This window comes from Lentzea tibetensis, assembly GCF_007845675.1.
In the GTDB taxonomy this organism is placed as follows: Bacteria; Actinomycetota; Actinomycetes; order Mycobacteriales; family Pseudonocardiaceae; genus Lentzea; species Lentzea tibetensis.
The window spans coordinates 45,259-62,185 of record NZ_VOBR01000036.1; the positions used below are offsets into that span (position 1 = coordinate 45,259).

Here is a 16,927-nt window from a genome sequence, read left to right on the forward strand (position 1 = left end):
TCACCTCACACCTGTCCTTCTGCGACCAGTGGCCGGTCTTTGCGGGATCGCGTGTCGGCGATTGCCAGGAACCGCGTTGGCTCCGTGACGCGGGAGATGCGTGCCAGCCAGGCGAACCCGGCGGTGAACAGCCCGCCGATGCCGAGCAGAATCAGCTGGCCGGTCACGGAGTCGTAGGCCGACAGGTAGGAGCGGTTGAGCAGCACTACCCCGGCGGCGAACGCGAGAGTGGTGCCCACGATCACCCGGACTGAGGTGCGGGTACGGGCGCGCCCGGCCTCGATCCGCATCCGCATCGACGCCTGCTCCCGCGCGGTCCGCGCGAGGGCACCCAGCAGGTCGCCGAGCTGGCGGGCCTGCTGCTCGGCGGCCGTGATCAGAGCGGCGATCACCAGGTCGCCGGTCGGATCGGCAACCTGGTCGGCCATTCCGCGCAGGGATGGCGCGAGGCGCTCGCCGTTCTCCAGGTTCACGGCGAGGTCGGTGATCTCGCTCCGGATCGGCGTCGGCGCCAGCTTCGCGGTGGCGAGGATGGCTTGCTCCAGGCCGGAGGCGGCCGACAGCGTGTCGCGCAGCATTTCGGTCCAGGTGGCGATGGCTTCGATGCGGGCGACTCGGCGCGCGTGTTCGGGGTCGCGGCCGAGCACGCGGGGCAGCGCCCAGCACGCGAGTCCGGCTAGGATCGCGCCGACGAACCAGCCGGTGATCACCCCGGTCGCCGCGCCTACCGCGATTGCGACGCCGAGGTGGATCAGGACGCGCCGGTGCCGCGGTCTGTCGCTGTGGTGTTGCCGGGACAGCGGGCGGCGCGGCCGGTTCGGGTCGACGCCGCGCCAGCCGATGATCACCAGAAGTAGGCCGAGTCCGGCTCCGGTCCCCAGCAGCGCGGCGAGTCGGACTGTGGGGCTGAGGAGGAGGGTCACTGCGGCCACCACCCGTCAGGGTGCTCGAGCGCGGCGGGGTCGAAGCCGGCGTCGACGAGGTCGTCGAGGGTGTCGGTGCGCAGCGCGCCGGGGACCGGCCGGGCACGGTGGTCGGGGCAGGGCCGGTAGATCTCGTTGGAGACCACCTGGGGGCCGTCGGCGTCGACGACCTCGCGGATCGAGGACACCACGCGGGTCGTGCGGTCTGTGGCGTGGGCCAGGTGCACCACGAAGTGCACCGCGCTGGCGACCAGCAGCGCGGTGGCCTCCAATGACAGCCGCTCGATGCCTTGTGCCGCGTAGGAGGCGAGTCTGGTGAACGCGATCCGGGAACTGGAGGCGTGCAAGGTGGCCATCGAGCCGTCGTTTCCCTGGGACATGGCGTTGCACATCGGGATGACTTCCGGGCCGCGGATCTCGCCGACGATGACCCGGTCCGGGGACATGCGCAGGCCCCAGCGCACGAGGTCCGCTTGGGAGATCGTGCCCTCGCCCTCCACGTTCGGCTCGCGGGCCTGCAACGCGGTCACGTCCGCGTGGATGTTCGGGTCGCGCTGCAGGCCGAGTTCGAAGGCGTCCTCGATGGTGATGATCCGCTCCAGCGGGGCCATCTCCGACGCCAGCGCCCGTAGCAGGGTGGTCTTGCCCGCGCCGGTGCCGCCGGTGATCAGAATGTTCTTCCTGGCGCGCACCAGCGCCCGCAGGAACTCCCCGAGCCCGGCGTCGATGGTGCCGCGCTCGCGCAACTGGGGCAGCGTGGCGGTGAGGTAGCCGTGCCGGCGGATCGACAGCGCGGTCACCCCACCGGCGGTCAGGCCCATCACCGCGAACAGCCGCTCCCCGCCGGGCAGCTGGAGGTTCACCGCCGGGGAACCTTGATCGAACCGCCGCTCCTGGCTGGACGCCCGCGCGGCGAGTAGCCGAACCAGGTCGGTCAGCTCCTCGTTCGACCCGGCGATCGGCGCGACCTGCTCGCGACGGCCGTCGGTGTGCTGGACGAACACCCGGTCCCACCGGTTGGCGTTGATCGTCTCGATCGTGGGGTTGTCCAGCAGCGGTTGCAGGCCGGCTAGGCCGAACAGTTCGTTGAGGACCTCGACGACCACCTGCTGCTCGAGCCCGGAGGGGACTAGCGAGCGGTTGGCGGTCAGCTCGTTCTCGTTGTGGACGCGGACCGCGGTGTCGAGGATCGACCGGGCCAGCTCGCGGCGGGCTTCCCGCGTCACGGGGGCGCCGGTGCGCGGTTGCTGGGCAGCCACCTGCCGGGGCAGTTCGGCGGCGAGGGTGTCGCGCAGGTGCCGCCGGAGCCGGCCCGCCGCGACCGTCAGATCGTCGTCGCCGTCGCTGAACTCGTCTGGCGGTGAGGCGGGACAGGGGTCGTTCTGCTCGGACGCCCACATGCGGCCGTTGGCCGTTGCCGCGTCGGCCCGGCCGGGCCCTTCGAGAGGTGGCCGGCGCGAGTGCAAGTGCATCGCGGGCGGATAACCGTTGGTGGGCTGGTTCATGACGCTGCTCCTCCCTGCGAATCGCGTTGCTCATCGGCCGGCAGATCAGGTGGGCTGGGTGCGAGCCGGAGTCCGCTGCTTGAGGCGGCACCGTTCGGTGCGGCGGGAGTCGACCGCGCGACAGCCGTGTGTTTCTGGTCAGCGCCAGCCAGGTCGAAGGAGGGAGGCGGCGCTGCTGGCGTGGGCGTCAGCACGACGGCGACCTTGTGCGCGAACCGGCCCAGCGCGGAGTTCGACGGCGCGCTGCGGCCCCACCGTGACCGTGGCGGTCGTCCGCACAGCACGGCGGCGCCGCGCTCGTCGTGCGGAACGCGGCCCAGCGGCGGCACGCCGAGCTCCCGGCTGACCTCGGTGGTGGAGTAGCCCTCGCCGACCAGCAGCAGCGCGGCCCGTGGCGCCCAGCGGCCGACCGCGGGCAGTCGGCGGGCCAGGTGCGCGAGGTCGTCGGCGTGAGCACGGGTGAGCAGCACGAGCACATCGGACTCGCGCACGATGCCCATCGCCGCGGACCCGTGATCGATCCGGCCGCAGTCCGCGATCACCACAGTGTCCGGGGCGTTCGCGGTGCTTCGCAGGACATCGACGCCTGCGGACGAGTTCGGCGGCAGGGCTAGCAGCGCCGCTCGCGCTTGGTCGGCGTCCGGTGGCGTAGTCACCACTGGGAGCCCGCCCGGCAGAGCTTGGGTGTGCTGCCACAGCAACTCAGAGTCAGGGCTGCTCCGTGCCGCCGCGGCAAGGCTGAGCAGACCGGGCGTGGACGGCAAGCAGAACCGCGTCGCGATGTCGCCCCCGGACGGATCCGCCTCCACCAGGACAGTGCGGACCGGTGCGGGCCAACGCGCCGCCAGGGCAACCGAGAATGTCGTCACGCCCGGCGAGCCCTTCAGGCTGAGGACAGCGACCAGCATCAGCGATCACCGCCCGACAGCAGCACCAGCGACAACTGGCCCACCGGGATCGCGGCGACCTGGCGGGCGGCGGCCTCGGCCAACTGCACCGACACCACCGTGGTCTGCTCGTTGGGTGGTGTGGTCACGCTGGTGACCACGCCCGGCCATACCGGTGCCGTCTCCGATGCCGGTGGAGACGTGGCCGACCCGTTCGCGCCACCGGGGACGAACACCACGGACACCCGTGCCCCTGGCACTACTTCCGCCGGGAACTGCCCGGCTTTGAGCGCCAACGACGCGATCGATTGCCCTGCAACGGGAACGGCAGGAGTTCCGACTGAGTCCGGCGTGAGCAACGCGCCCGCGGGAAGGCTCACCGACATCGTCTTGCCCACCACACTCGCGGCCTGTCCGGCGTCCACGACGCTCACGTCGGGATCGACCGCCACGTTGACCTGCCGTAGATCCTGCGCGCTCAGCAGATGGCCGACGGTTACCGGACGCGCCAGCGCCAGGACCGGTTGCCGATCACCGGCGGTCAGCGAGATCCACAGAAACGTCGCCGTGCACACGATCACGAGCAACACGCCGAGCAGGAGGTAGGGCAGGCTCCGGCGACGACCCGCGCCCCGCAGCCGTGAGGCGGCATCCGGGTTCTTGCCGTTGCTCACCCACGGTGCATCGTCCGATGTGGACGAACGGTCGGAGTTCGGATTGCTCGTCACAAGTGTCTTCATGCCAGCGCCTCCAGGCATGGGGGTAGTGCGCCGCGTCGCCGGTGCTGATCAGCGAGCGGAACGACGAGTTTGCTCTGTGTTCTCGGTGATGTGGGCGGAGCTGCCTCGCGAAGGGTCAGCCGCTGCCGTTGTTCAGGGCCTGGGACTCGGCCACGCGGAACGCCGCATTGCCGGTCGTCGTCATGTCCGGGAACGTCCCGCCCTGGCCTGCGCCCGACCACGTGACCGTCCAATGCACGGTCGCGGAGGCGGGGAAGGTCTGACCTGGTTGGCGGGCCGAGGATCTGCGATAGGTGTGTCCGCAGTCCGGGGAACCCGATGTCGGATCGAGGCTCGCCCGAAACGGGGTACCTGGCCCCGTGCAGCTCACCGTGCTGCCGTCGCCCATTGACCAGGTCACCGCCGTCGGTGTCGCTACCGCGGTCACCGACACACCGGGCACGGATGCGGTCGCCGAGATAGGAGCCCACCCTGTGGAGAGCCACAGCCAGGTCGGTAGGTGCACCAACTGGTCACCGGACGGGCTTGTCGCGATCGTCGGTGCGGCGAGCCGCAGCTGCTTGCGCGCCAGCTGCGCCAGCTCGGCCGGTGAGGGCAGCATCGCCGCTCCGGGCTGGTGTCCGTCGGCAATCCACACCGGCGGCCGGTACAGCGCATCCGCCACCCCCTCGCCGGTGCACTTCCAGAGGTACCAAGCCCCCGGCTGGCCCTGAGCAGCTTGCTGCGCCAGGACGGCGATACGCGGCTGGCGGGTGAGCACCGCCGGTCGCGCCGTGGCAATGCCTGAGGTCAACGGCCGACCGAGGGCCGCGGTCACCACGCCGCCGGACGGTGGCTGGTAGTCGCTCTTCACATACGAACAGTTCGCCAAGTTCGAGTTGCCCCCGACGATCGTGTCCCCGTTGTCACTGCCGTCACCCCGGTTGGCCGAGCCACGACGCCCAGTGTCGGGCTTCCCGTTGCCAGGGCTGTTCGGCTTGGGGTTCGTGCCGCTCTTGCCCGCGCCGAGATCGCAGACCGGCGAAGGGGTTTGGCTACAGTTCGTGCTGCCCCAGCCGTTGTCCGCGAGAGCGGGTGCTGCGCCACCGAGTATTCCGACCGCGGTGATCCCTGTGATGACTGCGAAACGTCGCATGGCTCAACACGTCCCCGCGTCGTGTACGCCGTAGTCGGACACCTTCCATGATCCGTCGGTCTGCTTCTGCACGATGGCGTTGATCAGGTGACGACCGCCGGGCTTGTTGTCGGCGAGCTGGCCGTTGTCCTTGCGGTACTTCAACCAGTTGGTCGAATCTCCGCAGTCGGTCACCACGATCTTGGTGGGAGTATCCGCAGGCTCTACGGAGGACACGGTCGGGCTCAGCTTTGGCTCGCCCTTGGTCACCAGGCCATTGACGTGATCCGCGTACAGGCCTCGTGACAGGTTCGTCAGCGCGATACCGGTGGCGTGCTGCCCGAGCTTTGCTGACTGCCAGTCCGAGGTCGTCCCAGCCGCGACAAAGTCCTGCCACATGCCTTGGTACACCGCGAGCGCATCCTGTTTTGCCTTGTCCGCGGGAGACGCGGGAGAGGTCAACGTCGAGGTCGCAGTTGCCTCTACTCCACGCGTCCCAGGTGGCGGAGTAGTGGACGTGCCGAGACCGCACGCGACCGTGGCCGCTGCGCTGAGTGCCAACGTCGCAGCCTTGCTGCAGATCGTCCAGTGCTTGCCTCGTGTCACACTCCACCTCCCAAGTCAGCTGGAGCTAGTTGGTCAATGCTCTTCTCTACGTGTACACCTCGGTGCCAGGTGCACTTCAAGGTGCACAAGGACACGACTTGAAATGTGTGCTGTGTTTGTCGAGACAGATGCACGCTTGAGGTGAACAGCGTCCGGAGATGTCGGCCTGCTGAGTGAAGGACTCCAGCGGTGGTCGACGCGCCGCGTGTGATCGTCGGCTGGTGACTTGGATCCAACACGTGTGCCAACTGTGCGGCGACGAAGGGGAAGGGAACGGGGTCGTGTCGGTGTGGGCCATCGTGGTGTGGGCAGCGCTGGGAGTCGTCGTCGGCGCGGGCTTGAATTCGCTAGCCCGTCGAGTGATCGAGCCGACGGTGTCTGAAGCTGTCCGCGCGGCTCGAACGATCACGGCGTCAGTTACGGGAGTGCTCCACGGGTTGCTGGCGTGGCGCCTGGCGTTGTGGCCTGAGCTCGCCGCCTACAGTGCCCTGGCGGCCATCGGGGTCCTGCTCGCCGTGATAGACGTTATTGAGCATCGCTTGCCGTCGAGGCTGATTGCGGTGGGCTATCTGCTGTTGCTCGCACTGTTCGGGTTCGCGGCGGTCGTGCGGGACAACGGAGCCGCGATGGTGCGCGCTGCGGCGAGCATGGGCGTGGTCTTCGTGGTGTATCTGGTGCTCGCTGTTGCCACGAATGGCGGGCTTGGGGCAGGAGACGTCAAGCTCGCCGGGTTGCTCGGGTTGGCGCTCGGCTGGCTCAGTTGGTCGGCGGTGCTGGCCGGAATCGTTGTGGGCCTGTTCTACGGTGCCGTTGCTGGTGCGCTACTGATGGCCCTGGGCAAGGCAACGCCCCGAAGCCCCATCCCGTTGGGGCCTGCGATGCTCGCGGGCGCTTTTACCGCTGTGCTCAGCTTCGGTACCTGACTCACGTGTCGTCCCGGTCGTGCGGTTCCACGCATTCGATCGAACCGAGATGACGGTTGTGCCGCCGAAGGCGCTGGGCTCGAGTGATCAGTGCGTCATGCCGGTGACACCACCTCGACACTGCGGGCAGCACGTCCGATAGCCACTCTTGTGCGGCCGGACCGAGTTCGTACCGGACGGCTCGTGGCCACACACCCGGTTCCTCGTGGCGCAGGACAAACCCGTTGTCCTCCAAGCGCCTCAAGGTCCTGTTGAGGACGCTCTTCTGGACGTTGCGGTTTCTGCCCGACCAGCCGTTGATCAACTCAGTGGAGCGGATCGCTGCCAGCAGATCACCGTAGTGCTTCGGACCATCGGTCAGCGCCTGAAGCACGTCCGGCATCCAGTCGCTGTTGACGAGATGGCGGAGATTCAGCAGGGTCCGCAGATCTTCCTTCTTCTCCACTGTGGACCACCGTGGCGTCGGCACCGCTCGAGCCGGAGGTGCCTGCACCTGTTCCGATCCGGATGGGTCGTGGACATGGATTCGTCCACGGCCGGTGGCCTTCGCGCGTTGCAGCGCGGCATCGGTGTCGCGGATCAGGTCCATCAGGGTGTGGTTCCGATTCGGAGCGTATGCCGCGAGCCCGATCGATGCGGTGAGCCCTCTCAGAACGACGTCGGTCCCTGTGTTCGTCCTGACGCCGATCTGGATGGCCTGGATGCCGTCGAGTGCTCGCTCGGCGATGCCGACCGCTTCCGCGAGCGAGGTGTGGGGAAGCAGGACGAGGAACTCGTCTCCTCCGTGTCGGCCGACTAGATCCTCCCGGCGGGTGCTGCGCAGCAGCACGTCAGCGATCTCCTTGAGCACGCTGTCGCCAGCGGGGTGGCCGAGTTCGTCGTTGATCTTCTTGAACCAGTCGAGGTCGATCAGCAGCAGGGCAAGGTCCTCCCAGCGTCGCTGCGCTCGACGGAACACAGCGGGGGCCTTGTCGTCCCATCCCCATCGGTCGAGCAAGCCGGTCAGGCGATCGGTGTCCCAGGACCCCACAGGTTGCGCGCACGAACCACACCGCGGTAGATCAACCTCATCCACTCCGGTGTGCTCACGTGGTTCACCTCCGCCGTGTTCTTCCCCCATCGGCACGCTCCCGATCCTCGCGATTGTCATCGCTTCGCCCCCTTTACGCCACGGTTTCCTGCTGTGACAACCGGGTCCGCCCACCTCTGCGAGATCCGCCATGGATTCCGCGCGGCCGTGAAAGTAGCTGGGGCGAGAGTTCTGGATAGTCGAATCTCGCTCGCCCTGTTGTCATCTGGGTGTTCGCGGAGCTGACGACCACGCCGAGCGTCAGATCGAACCTGGCAACCAAAGCTCCAACGGCACGTCTGATTGGCGTGCGATTCATCACTTTCCCCCTTCGGGCGATTGCGGGACGACTACTGTGGCGATCCCTCCTGAGTTTCGTATGGGTTTGTGCGACAACCAATTACAACCCTGCCGGACGGGAAGGGCAACGTATGTCGGCAAAGTAATGCAATCACCGAACTGGCGATTTCGGCGGATCGGATACTGCTACGTGCAGTCCCGTATCGGCAGTCCTCCGTGTATTCGAGTGATGACGTCACGGAATCGATGGTGGTCGCGGTTCTTTGTTGTGTGGTTCACCGGCGACACGACGCCGCTGCAGACCCGGCACCGGTTGGTACCGCCACGTCGCTCACGGCGGAACAGCGGTGTACAGGTCACCGGCGGTGTGATCAGCGCAGCGCCCGCCGGACTGGGGTGGCGCGGCACCATCGCGAACGTGAGAACGGTCGGCACGCGCGGGACGATCGGAGGTGGCTTCATCGGATGGCCTCGAGGGGCCGGTCGACCAGCCACCGTCCGTCGGGCTGACGCAGCACCGCGCGCGTGGTGGACACGTGCTCGGACTGGACTGGCTGGTCTGCGGTCAGCAGCGTGCGGCGCGCGGTCAGCACCACGATCACATTGTCCGGGCCGCTTGGTAGCTCTCTGCTGGTCTCCGCGGTCAGCTGGTCGCAGCGGTGGGCGAGTTTTCGTTCGATTGCCTTCAGAAATGTGGCTGTGGTGTCTCCGGCGGCCAGGTCCGAGGTCTTGCCTGCTGTCGTGGCGTACACCGTCGCGCGTTCGACGTTGTTGTTGCGCGGCTGTCGGTAGTCCGTTGCGCACCACTGGGTCATCCAGGCTCGCGCCACCGCGATCGGATCGTGGAAGTCCGTGTCCATCGCGACCGGTGCCGGCGGGGCCGGGGGCACGGTCGAGGGTGTGTCAAGCGTGGCGGAGGCGGTGCGTGGCGGGACCGGCGATCCGGCCGCACTGTTGGGTGTTGGCGGCGTGGACTTTGGGGTGCGGCTCGTTGCCGCGGCGGTCCCGCTGGACGAGTCCCTTGGGGGTGCATGCGGCGCGGTGCCACACGAGGCAAGACCGTCCAGCGCGATGAGGAGGACCGCCACGGGAACGAGGCCGAGCAGGCGGTGCACGCTCGCCTCTCGCCGGCCGTGGGCGCGGTGTACACAGCCGCGCCGGGACATGGCAGTCATTCCAGTGCTGACCGTTGTGACTACCTGGGCGATCAGCGTCCCGAAGCTCATGCGGTGCTGCTGCTGTGGCCGTCGGGCAACGGTGCCGGCGAGCGGGTCGAGTTTCCGCGCGGCGGGGCTTCGTAGTGTGCCGGGAGTTTCCGCGCGGCGGGGAAGCAGCCTGCGGTTCGCGACGGCCAGGGTGGTCATGGTCATCGCGCCGCCGCACTGGGCCGCGCGTGAGGGAGGAACTGCGGGGCGCGGGCGGTGAGCACGTGCCAGAACACGATCTCCTCGACCAGGACGGCGGGTTGTCCGCCGGGGGAGAGGGTCGCTCGTGAGCGCAGCGCTGGAACCCCGTCGCCGGGTGTGGTGCCGAGGTACGCGACGTAGTGCGTGGCACGGGGTGCGTCGGTGAGGACGCCGACGGTGACGTGGCCCGCGTGCAGCTCGGCGAGTTGCCCGCTGGTCAGGCACAGCCGGGGCAGGTAGAGCAGCGAGGTGATCGCCGCGAGCGGTTCGGGTTCGCCGAGCGCGGGCACGAGGTACCCGTCGCGGCGCAGCACCTCCCAGCCCATCGGCAGGTTGAGCAGCAGGCCTTCGTCCTCGGTGACCGCGTGCACGACGTCGGGCTGGCGGGGCACCCGGCGCAGCGGAAAGCCGCACCACCAGGTGAGGGTGTCGAGGAACCGTGGGCTGATCCGGATTGCGCGGGCGAGTCGGTCGGCCCGTGCCGTGTACTCGTCGGTGACCGGTTTGGTGTGGATCACCGTCGTCCTCCTGTCCTGAGCTCATCGCGCCAGCAAGCGCGGGTGTCGTCGTGCCGGGGGCCGGTTTCGGACCCGCACGGTCGGCCGGTGACCGAGTGGCCTACTTGCAGCTGGGGCTTCGGCGTAGGTCGTGGCGTCGTCGATGTGGTGGATGTCGTCCTGGTCAGCGAGAAAGAGGCCGACGGGAGGTTGCTCGGTGGAGTTGGCGCCTGGCGGCGTGGTCGTGACCTCGGCGCTCGCCGGTCGCCTGGCCATGATCGGCGCACCGTGTGCGCGTCTATCCACTGCGGACTGACGGGATCGGCCGTTTGCGGGGCGCTGCTGGTGGGCCTGATGGCCACGATGGTCGACCTGATCGGTGCGGCGAGTACGGCGACGGCGACCAGCACGCCTTGCGCGGTCAGGACTGGCGTGCGGCGCGCATCCGTCGGCGGCTGGGGGTGTGCCGGCCGCTCACCCGAGGGGGATGTCGGGCCGGGCGTCACCTGCTGGCGTGCGTCCTGGGCCGGGCGTGTCTGGTCGCCGTCGTTGATCATCACGAGCCTCCCTTCTGCTTGTCGTCGCGGGTGGGGGCGGGCGCTGGGTTCGGCCGGTCGCCCCCGGCAGGGGCGGCACGAACCCAGCTACCCGTGTTCACGGGGGCGCGGTTCAGCGCAGAAGCACCGGCGTGCCAGTCGGGATCTGCGCGAGTGCCTCACGCAGGGCCGGGGGAGTGGCGACGCATCCGCTCACGTCGAGCTGTCCCAGCGGTGACTCGGTGGGCAGGCCGGGGACGGCGATCCCGCCGACCGGGCCGGTGCACAGGCGCTGTGTGGAGGGAGCGAACGGCCAGATCGCCCGCAGGAACCACAGCCCACCCGACTGGGGTGTGCCGTGTTGGGCTGCACCGATCGCGACGAAGCTCCGGTTCCCGAACGACCTCGGCACCGCGCGCAGCGTCGAGGCGACGCGGGTGTCCGCACGGCCGAGCTCAGCCAGAACAGTGACCGTGCCGGTGGCGGTGTCCAGTTCGACCCGGCGGTCGGTGTCGACTAGTCGCACCGACGGCGTGAGGTAGACCCAGCCCGCCGCGGCCGCACCGCCGGGGTGTGGCCGGGACGGCAGCAGCACCAGCGCCCAGCCAGGACGCCGGTCCACCACCGGAACCCAGGTCGGCGCCAGCATCTGCAGCGGCGGCAGCACCGCGACCGGGGCACCGCCCGGTTCGGCGTACACCGCGAGGTCGCTGGTCGGGTGCAACGTGGTGCGGCCTGGATCTGTCGTCGGCGCCGGATCGGTCGGCACGTGGTCGAGGGCGGCGCCGACCGTCGCGCGGGGCAGCGCGCCGCGCTCCGCCGTGGACAGCGATCGCGGGGCGATCGCGTGCGGATCCTCCTGCGCCGCAACAGCTGCACCCGCCCCGGTTCCTGGTGGCGAGTTCTCGGTGCTGACCGGTGTGCTGCTCGCGGCCGAGCCCAGTGTTCCGGTCGGCGCTACGTTGCCGCTCGCCCGGCCGTGGTCGCGGAGCAGCACCGCCAGCAGCACCACGAGGGCCATGACGAGCAAGGCTTTCGTGATCAGCCCGCCGCGCCACCAGTCTGCGGCGCGCATCAGCACCGCGTGGCGTAGCAACACCATGGGCGTGATCGGTGGCAGCGGCAGGGTCTTCTCCGGATCGGTTTCCGGCGGTGCCTGCCCGCCGCCCACAGTCTGGACACGGCCGGTGAGCGACACGATCCGCGCCGTGGTGTTCACGAGGTCTTCCCGGCGATCGCCTCACCCAGCGTCTTGACGATCGCGCACGTGTCGGTGGGGAACCTGCCGTTGGTGATGTTGATTCCGGCGACACCGTTGCTGAGCGGGATGATCCCGGTGCAGGTCGGTTCCTTGCTGGTCTTGTTCGTGCCGGGTTTGATCAGCCCGGCCTTGTTCCCGAACTGTTGCGGCGTCGAGCCGGGCTGTTCGGCCTGCGCGGTTTTCATCAGGCCTGGCTTGGCCCACACGATCAGCACGATGAAGTTCTTGCCGACCGTCGCCTGTCCGGCGTTGGGGCTGATCTGCGCGGAGGCCTTTGCTCCGTTGTCGTAGCGGCACGCGGTGCTGAACGGGTCTCCCTCCTTGGGAGCGCGCAGCCGCGGCTTGGTGTCCTTCTCCGGCCGGACCTCGGCGGGAAACGCCGACCAGCCCAGCTCGCACGGGTCGAACGGCGCGCCCACCGACTTGGCGTCGATCTTCGGGTCCAGATCGCCGAGCACGATCCGCTTGCCCTCCTGCCCGGACGCGGTAGCGGTGGTGGGCATCGTGGCGTTCGCGAGCAGTGTGGTGGTGGCGGCGAGCGTCAACGCCGCCGCAACGCGTTGGGTGATGTTCATGAAACCCCCTGGTCTCGTGCGGAATTACCGTTGCGGGAAAAGAACTTTGAGCAGGTCGCCGACCACGGCGTCGCGGATGCCGTCGATGCGGGTGCGGTCGACCGGTGTGGCCTTCGAGCTGCCGCGCGGGGGCCGGAGCACCAGGTGTACCTGCAGCACGCCCTTCGCGGCGGGGTCCGTGGTCGGGGCGATGCTGAGCTCGTCGCGGTCATTGCCCTTGCCGTCGGCGTCGTAGGTGGCGGCGACCCGCATCACGCGCTTGCCGGCGATCGTCAGTTCCGACACGTCGCGTGCGACGTCCGGTTTGGAGCGGAACAGCTGCAGGTACTCCGTCAGCGAGTAGCCGGGATCGAGGCCGATCTTGACCGCGACCTGGTCGTCGCCTGACCACACCGAGCACGAGGTGCCGTCCTCGACGATCCGGTAGTTGCCGGGCTGCAGGTAGCGGTCCCACGCCTCGGCGGGCAGCGCCGAGCACAGCATCTGGGTCGCGGTCACCGGATCCTGCTTGGCCTTGTCGAACAGGGCCGATCCGGTGGCGGGTGTGGTGTTCTGCCATGCCACGCAGTTCTGCGGCGTGGCGCTGCGTGCGCAGTCGCCGCCGCCCGTCGCGGTCTGACCGCCGGATGCCGGGGCCCCGCTTTCGCGGTTGGGGTGCCCGCTGATCGTGGTCGTGCACCCGGCGGCCAGCATCGCGGCGGTCACCGCTCCCGTGGTGAGCGCGAACATGCGCGCCGTGCGTGGGCGGGTCACGGCTTGCCCACCTTGGCCAGCACCTTCTGCATGGCGGTCTTGGCCTGCTCGCAGTCCAGGGTGTCGATGCGGATCTGCTGCGTCGCGGTCGAGGCTTCCTCGTCGGAGTGGTCCACCACGACCGTGGTGTCCGGATCCCATATCGCGTAGGCGGCGCACGAGTTGTGGCGGCCTTGGCTGAGCACGACCGTGCGGCCGTCCACAGTGGTCTCGCTCGCGCCCTGCACGCCCGCGCGGACCAGGCTGGACGGATCGTCCTTGATGCCGAAGGTCACACGGACCTCGTTGCGGCCGCCACCAGCGCTTTTGTTCTTGCCGTCCGCGGCGGGCGCCGCGGCGCCGATGGCGGTGCAGCTCGACGGGTTGACCGGGTCGAGACGGGCCTGCGGGCCGAGCGCGTCGAGCACCGCGGCCGCCGCACCACACGGGTCGACGGTCGCGAGCTTGAACTCCGGGCTCGTCTTGCCACCGCCGCGCTTGGGCAGTTCCTTCCAGATCGACCCGACCTTGGCGAGGTACTGCTTTACCACATCGCACGGTGTCTTGCCGCCCGCCGCGTCACCACTGGGCTTCGAGGTGGACAACTCGATCGCGAACTTCTGCTGTTCGGCGGGTTGATCGGTGTCCAGCGGCCACCACGCCGAGCAACTGCCCGTGTCCAGCTCGCGGGTGAAGACGTCGATACCACCGATGTTCTCCGGCTTCGCCTCGTGCCGGTCGCGCGCGTCGAACTTGGCGCCCACCTCGATCCGCAGGTTCCAAGTCGACTCGAACTCCGACTTGTGCAACTCGAGGGCGCACTCGTGGAACCCGCTGTCATCGGGCATGATCGCGTCGCCCTTGTCCCCGGTCACCTCGGTGGCGGCCTCGACCGAGTGCAACGCGCAGGCGTCGATCTGCCGGAACTTCGCGAACGCCTCCGCGTCCTTGCGCATCTCCTGCGGGATGGCCTGCTCGATCTGCGGCTTGCCCTGCTGCTCGCCGCCCGTGTCTTGCGGTGGCGAGGGATCCGGCGTGCAGGCCGCGAGAAACACGGCTGCGGCCAGTAGCCCGGTTGTCCACACTCGGTTCATGTTCGTGAGCCCCCAACCCGAACGGGATCTGCTTGGTAGGTAAGGAAAAGAGAAGTGGATGGCGGTGTCAGCCCGCCGCATGACGGCGGGCTGACCGTTTGATCAGGTCCAGTTCCAGCACCAGGTGGCGAAGTCGCGTCCGCTCGCCTGGGCGTGCGACTGGACGGTGGAGTCAGTCCCGGTGCTGTGGCCGACGATGACCCCGTCGACGGTGTCGCCGGTGCTGTGTCGCTGAGTCTGTGATGCCGGCGTCTCGGACCGCGAGTGGATCTGCGCGGCCGCGGAACCGGAGATCACGGTCAGCGTGATCGCGCCAGCGACGGTGGCGCCGGCGAGCAAGCGAGTGAAGATCTTGGGAGCGTTCAACGTTCGTTCTCCTTGTCATGTAACGGAAACTGAGATTCCCGGACGGGCAGCGCCGCCCATGGCAGTCCGCCTGGGGTTGCGGGCAGACGGTGCGGCCCTGGGAGAGTCAGTCCCTTAGGGACTGACGACTGTGGCCGGGCTAGTTGCCCGACTGGATCGGGAACGACCTGGTTGACGTGGCAGCGGTGATCGAGATGACGGTGGTCACCCGGTATCTCTCGCCCTGGGCGTCATGGTCGCCACCGAACTGCGCGGCGCCGCGCACTGCCGGTTGCCACTCGGCGTCCGAGCGGCGTGTACAACCCCGGCTGCCAAGATCAACGAGTTCGGTTCCCGCATTCGCGGCTCGATCCGGGTCAGCAACTCGTGCGCCTGCTGAGGTTCGAAGTCCCTTCCGAGCAACCAGACTTCCTGCGTGAGGTAGCCACACCGCCGGGATGAGTAGATCTCGCCGGTGCGCGGGATGAAACCGAGCCGCCACGGCCCGTCTCGGTCCGTCGGCTCCGCCCACGGCGAGTCGTCGTCGCCGTCGCGACGCCACCGCTCGCCGTAGACGTCCCCGTCGACGACCGAGATACCGCGATCACCGCGGCCGCGCCGCGTGTCGGTCGCCAGGAAGTTGTCCTCCGGGCCGAGCACCACCACGCTCGCGGGGACCTCGGGCGATCGCGCCCAGCCCTCGGCGGCCGCGCGCAGTACCCCGGAAGGCGGGTCGAGGCCGATCACGAAGTCGCGGAGCACGTGCTGCAGCGTCACGGTCTCGTCGAGCAGGATCGCCAGCTCGGCCTGCCGCGTGATGGCGGTGTCCAGCGCCGCGGTCGCCGCCCGGCGTTCTCGGCGGCCGGGCAGCCGTCCTCGGGTGGACGCGGCGGCGAGACGGGTCCGCTGTGCCGCGATCGCGGTTTCGGCGGGCATGAGTCTGCGGCGCACGTCCGCGGCGACCGCGCGCAGCAGGCCTTCCAGCCTGAGCAGGTCTGCGGCCGCGTCCACGCTCAGGCCGACGTCGCCCTGGTCGCGTATCCACCGCGCCATCGGTTCCGGTAGCGGGTCGGTGTGCGCCCCGAGTCGGAGCTCCGGCCCAGTCCTCGTGTGACGCCAGGTCGGGTGATGCGGTGACATGCATGTCCTCCCCCGAGGATGTCGGGAGGCCGACCGGTGTGCCGGTGTGCTCTAGGGGGAGCACGGTCGTCAGCGCACGGCACGCCGGTCGGCGTCTCCTGCACAAGGCCAGCAGTGGACGTGCCGGCCGGAGGCTGGACGACCTGATCCCTCCCAGGCCCGGCCGTCCAGCCGTACCTCGTGCTCACCCGGTTGCGGGCACGAGGCCATGACACACGGGTCGGCGGCGGTCGTGGTCGGGACACGAGCGCCGCCGGCCCGTCCGCATGGACTGGGGCCGTCGACGGGCCGTGCGAACGCTCATTCCGCTGCCTTTCTCGTGCTCGTCGTTGCCAAACCTCGCGAGTCCCGCGGCCTTGGTCGACATTTCAGGAATTGGCCCAGCAAAGCCAGAGGCTCAGGGGTTTGATTCCGGCACGAGACCCTCCGATCCCGGGCCGACGACAGCAACCATAAGGCAAACGACGGTGATGTCAACTTAGAACGAATGGTTTGAGCTACCTATTTCTCGGGTGACGGTGAAATGCGGGATACCCCGTAGCTGCAAACAGGCGACCCCGTATCAGCTGGGTGAACGCGCCTATCACTAGGGGCCTCCGCTGCTCGGAACGGGGTATTCCGTACCTATTGCGAAATGTCGCATGCCCTGTCGAGGTCCATTCGGATGCAAACGTGAGTGGTGTCAATTGTCGGTCCTAGCGGTATCTATCTGCGCTAATCACCTCTCTGGAGCGTGCCCGGCTATGTCGTGTCGAGCCAAGGGGTGAGTACGGGCTCTACGGGAAACCCCGTAGTGGGCTGGCCGTCGACGACTACGGGGATTCGCGAAAGATGCGGGGGAGGGAGCCGCAGCGATTCTGACGTGGTTGAAACCGGAACGTGCGCAGAACGGCTCCACACCGCGGCACGCCGCAACGGCCTCGAGGAAACTGCGTGCCAGCGTCGACAAGTCAGCTGTTCAGCGACCATGACTGGGACACCGCGCTCGCCGTCGGTGACGCGCCGTGTGAACAGGCGTCGGTCCGTGTCACACGACTGCCCACGCTGGCCGAACGGCTGGACCTGCACCGCGCGGCCCAAGCCGGATGTCCTTCGGCCGCGGCGCGCACCACCGCCTGGGCGCGCGACTCGGTCGCATCGAAGCCGAGATCGCGCTGACCGAACTCACCGCGCGATCCCCGCCCGCCCGCCCGGCTCGCCGTCGATCCGGCCGAACCGTGTTACCAGCCAGCGTCATCACGAACAGCCTGCGAGTCGCGCGTCACACTGGACCC

Annotated in this window: 17 protein-coding genes; 2 read left to right on the plus strand and 15 right to left on the minus strand. The window is 68.8% G+C overall.

Going from position 1 to position 16,927, the window contains the following annotated elements; translation table 11 throughout:
• Positions 1 to 5 precede the first annotated feature (5 nt).
• The 6 genes from FKR81_RS37425 to FKR81_RS37450 form a co-directional block, all read right to left on the minus strand.
• On the minus strand, positions 6 to 932 hold the full coding sequence (locus tag FKR81_RS37425; RefSeq protein WP_146359041.1) for a type II secretion system F family protein: 927 nt from the start codon (positions 930 to 932) through the stop codon (positions 6 to 8).
• Complete coding sequence (locus tag FKR81_RS37430; RefSeq protein ID WP_235922134.1) at positions 920 to 2,428, minus strand: CpaF family protein; 1,509 nt, start codon at positions 2,426 to 2,428, stop codon at positions 920 to 922. Before FKR81_RS37430 ends, FKR81_RS37425 begins: the two co-directional genes overlap by 13 nt.
• The gene (locus FKR81_RS37435) at positions 2,425 to 3,336 is read right to left on the minus strand and encodes a chromosome partitioning protein (RefSeq protein ID WP_146359042.1); all 912 of its coding nucleotides are present in this window, start codon (positions 3,334 to 3,336) and stop codon (positions 2,425 to 2,427) included. The genes FKR81_RS37430 and FKR81_RS37435 overlap by 4 nt, the downstream gene beginning before the upstream one ends.
• Entirely contained in the window at positions 3,336 to 4,055 is a 720-nt protein-coding gene (locus FKR81_RS37440) for an SAF domain-containing protein (protein ID WP_146359044.1), read from the minus strand. Before FKR81_RS37440 ends, FKR81_RS37435 begins: the two co-directional genes overlap by 1 nt.
• Before the next feature lie 115 nt (positions 4,056 to 4,170).
• Entirely contained in the window at positions 4,171 to 4,908 is a 738-nt protein-coding gene (locus FKR81_RS37445) for a hypothetical protein (RefSeq protein WP_235922135.1), read from the minus strand.
• 285 nt (positions 4,909 to 5,193) lie between these two features.
• Complete coding sequence (locus tag FKR81_RS37450) at positions 5,194 to 5,631, minus strand: hypothetical protein (protein WP_235922136.1); 438 nt, start codon at positions 5,629 to 5,631, stop codon at positions 5,194 to 5,196.
• A gap of 425 nt (positions 5,632 to 6,056) precedes the next feature.
• Here FKR81_RS37450 and FKR81_RS37455 point away from each other — a divergent pair, with 425 nt between their 5' ends.
• Entirely contained in the window at positions 6,057 to 6,698 is a 642-nt protein-coding gene (locus FKR81_RS37455; protein WP_235922137.1) for a prepilin peptidase, read from the plus strand.
• A 1-nt stretch (position 6,699) separates the two neighbouring features.
• Here FKR81_RS37455 and FKR81_RS37460 read toward each other — a convergent pair whose 3' ends face one another.
• The 9 genes from FKR81_RS37460 to FKR81_RS37500 all read right to left on the minus strand — a co-directional run bounded on the left by FKR81_RS37460 (position 6,700) and on the right by FKR81_RS37500 (position 15,566).
• Positions 6,700 to 7,818 (minus strand): diguanylate cyclase, encoded by a 1,119-nt coding sequence (locus tag FKR81_RS37460; RefSeq protein ID WP_235922139.1) that lies wholly within the window; start codon positions 7,816 to 7,818, stop codon positions 6,700 to 6,702.
• 707 nt (positions 7,819 to 8,525) lie between these two features.
• Complete coding sequence (locus tag FKR81_RS37465; protein ID WP_146359050.1) at positions 8,526 to 8,927, minus strand: hypothetical protein; 402 nt, start codon at positions 8,925 to 8,927, stop codon at positions 8,526 to 8,528.
• A gap of 506 nt (positions 8,928 to 9,433) precedes the next feature.
• On the minus strand, positions 9,434 to 9,991 hold the full coding sequence (locus FKR81_RS37470) for a hypothetical protein (RefSeq protein WP_146359052.1): 558 nt from the start codon (positions 9,989 to 9,991) through the stop codon (positions 9,434 to 9,436).
• Positions 9,992 to 10,639: 648 nt separating this feature from the next.
• Entirely contained in the window at positions 10,640 to 11,725 is a 1,086-nt protein-coding gene (locus tag FKR81_RS37475) for a hypothetical protein (RefSeq protein ID WP_146359054.1), read from the minus strand.
• Positions 11,722 to 12,342 (minus strand): hypothetical protein, encoded by a 621-nt coding sequence (locus tag FKR81_RS37480; protein ID WP_146359055.1) that lies wholly within the window; start codon positions 12,340 to 12,342, stop codon positions 11,722 to 11,724. Before FKR81_RS37480 ends, FKR81_RS37475 begins: the two co-directional genes overlap by 4 nt.
• A 24-nt stretch (positions 12,343 to 12,366) precedes the next feature.
• Complete coding sequence (locus FKR81_RS37485) at positions 12,367 to 13,095, minus strand: hypothetical protein (protein WP_146359057.1); 729 nt, start codon at positions 13,093 to 13,095, stop codon at positions 12,367 to 12,369.
• A complete protein-coding gene (locus tag FKR81_RS37490; RefSeq protein WP_146359059.1) occupies positions 13,092 to 14,159 on the minus strand; it encodes a DUF3558 domain-containing protein in 1,068 nt (355 codons plus the stop codon). Before FKR81_RS37490 ends, FKR81_RS37485 begins: the two co-directional genes overlap by 4 nt.
• A 111-nt stretch (positions 14,160 to 14,270) precedes the next feature.
• Positions 14,271 to 14,534: a hypothetical protein gene (locus tag FKR81_RS37495; RefSeq protein WP_146359061.1), complete on the minus strand. Its 264-nt coding sequence runs from the start codon at positions 14,532 to 14,534 to the stop codon at positions 14,271 to 14,273.
• A 204-nt stretch (positions 14,535 to 14,738) separates the two neighbouring features.
• Positions 14,739 to 15,566 carry a hypothetical protein gene (locus tag FKR81_RS37500; RefSeq protein ID WP_146359063.1) on the minus strand — a complete coding sequence of 276 codons (828 nt, stop codon included), beginning with the start codon at positions 15,564 to 15,566 and terminating at the stop codon, positions 14,739 to 14,741.
• Positions 15,567 to 16,586: 1,020 nt separating this feature from the next.
• On the opposite strand from FKR81_RS37500, the gene FKR81_RS37505 reads away from it, so the two are divergent.
• Positions 16,587 to 16,811 (plus strand): hypothetical protein, encoded by a 225-nt coding sequence (locus FKR81_RS37505; RefSeq protein ID WP_146359065.1) that lies wholly within the window; start codon positions 16,587 to 16,589, stop codon positions 16,809 to 16,811.
• Positions 16,812 to 16,927: the final 116 nt, after the last annotated feature.

Excerpts from the sequence above, each read along its gene's own strand:
- FKR81_RS37430 (WP_235922134.1), bottom strand. The coding sequence starts at position 2,428 with ATGAACCAGCCCACCAACGGTTATCCGCCCGCGATGCACTTGCACTCG.
- FKR81_RS37435 (WP_146359042.1), bottom strand. The coding sequence starts at position 3,336 with ATGCTGGTCGCTGTCCTCAGCCTGAAGGGCTCGCCGGGCGTGACGACA.
- FKR81_RS37440 (WP_146359044.1), bottom strand. The coding sequence starts at position 4,055 with ATGAAGACACTTGTGACGAGCAATCCGAACTCCGACCGTTCGTCCACA.
- FKR81_RS37460 (WP_235922139.1), bottom strand. The coding sequence starts at position 7,818 with ATGGGGGAAGAACACGGCGGAGGTGAACCACGTGAGCACACCGGAGTG.
- FKR81_RS37465 (WP_146359050.1), bottom strand. The coding sequence starts at position 8,927 with ATGGACACGGACTTCCACGATCCGATCGCGGTGGCGCGAGCCTGGATG.
- FKR81_RS37480 (WP_146359055.1), bottom strand. The coding sequence starts at position 12,342 with ATGAACATCACCCAACGCGTTGCGGCGGCGTTGACGCTCGCCGCCACC.
- FKR81_RS37500 (WP_146359063.1), bottom strand. The coding sequence starts at position 15,566 with ATGGCGCGGTGGATACGCGACCAGGGCGACGTCGGCCTGAGCGTGGAC.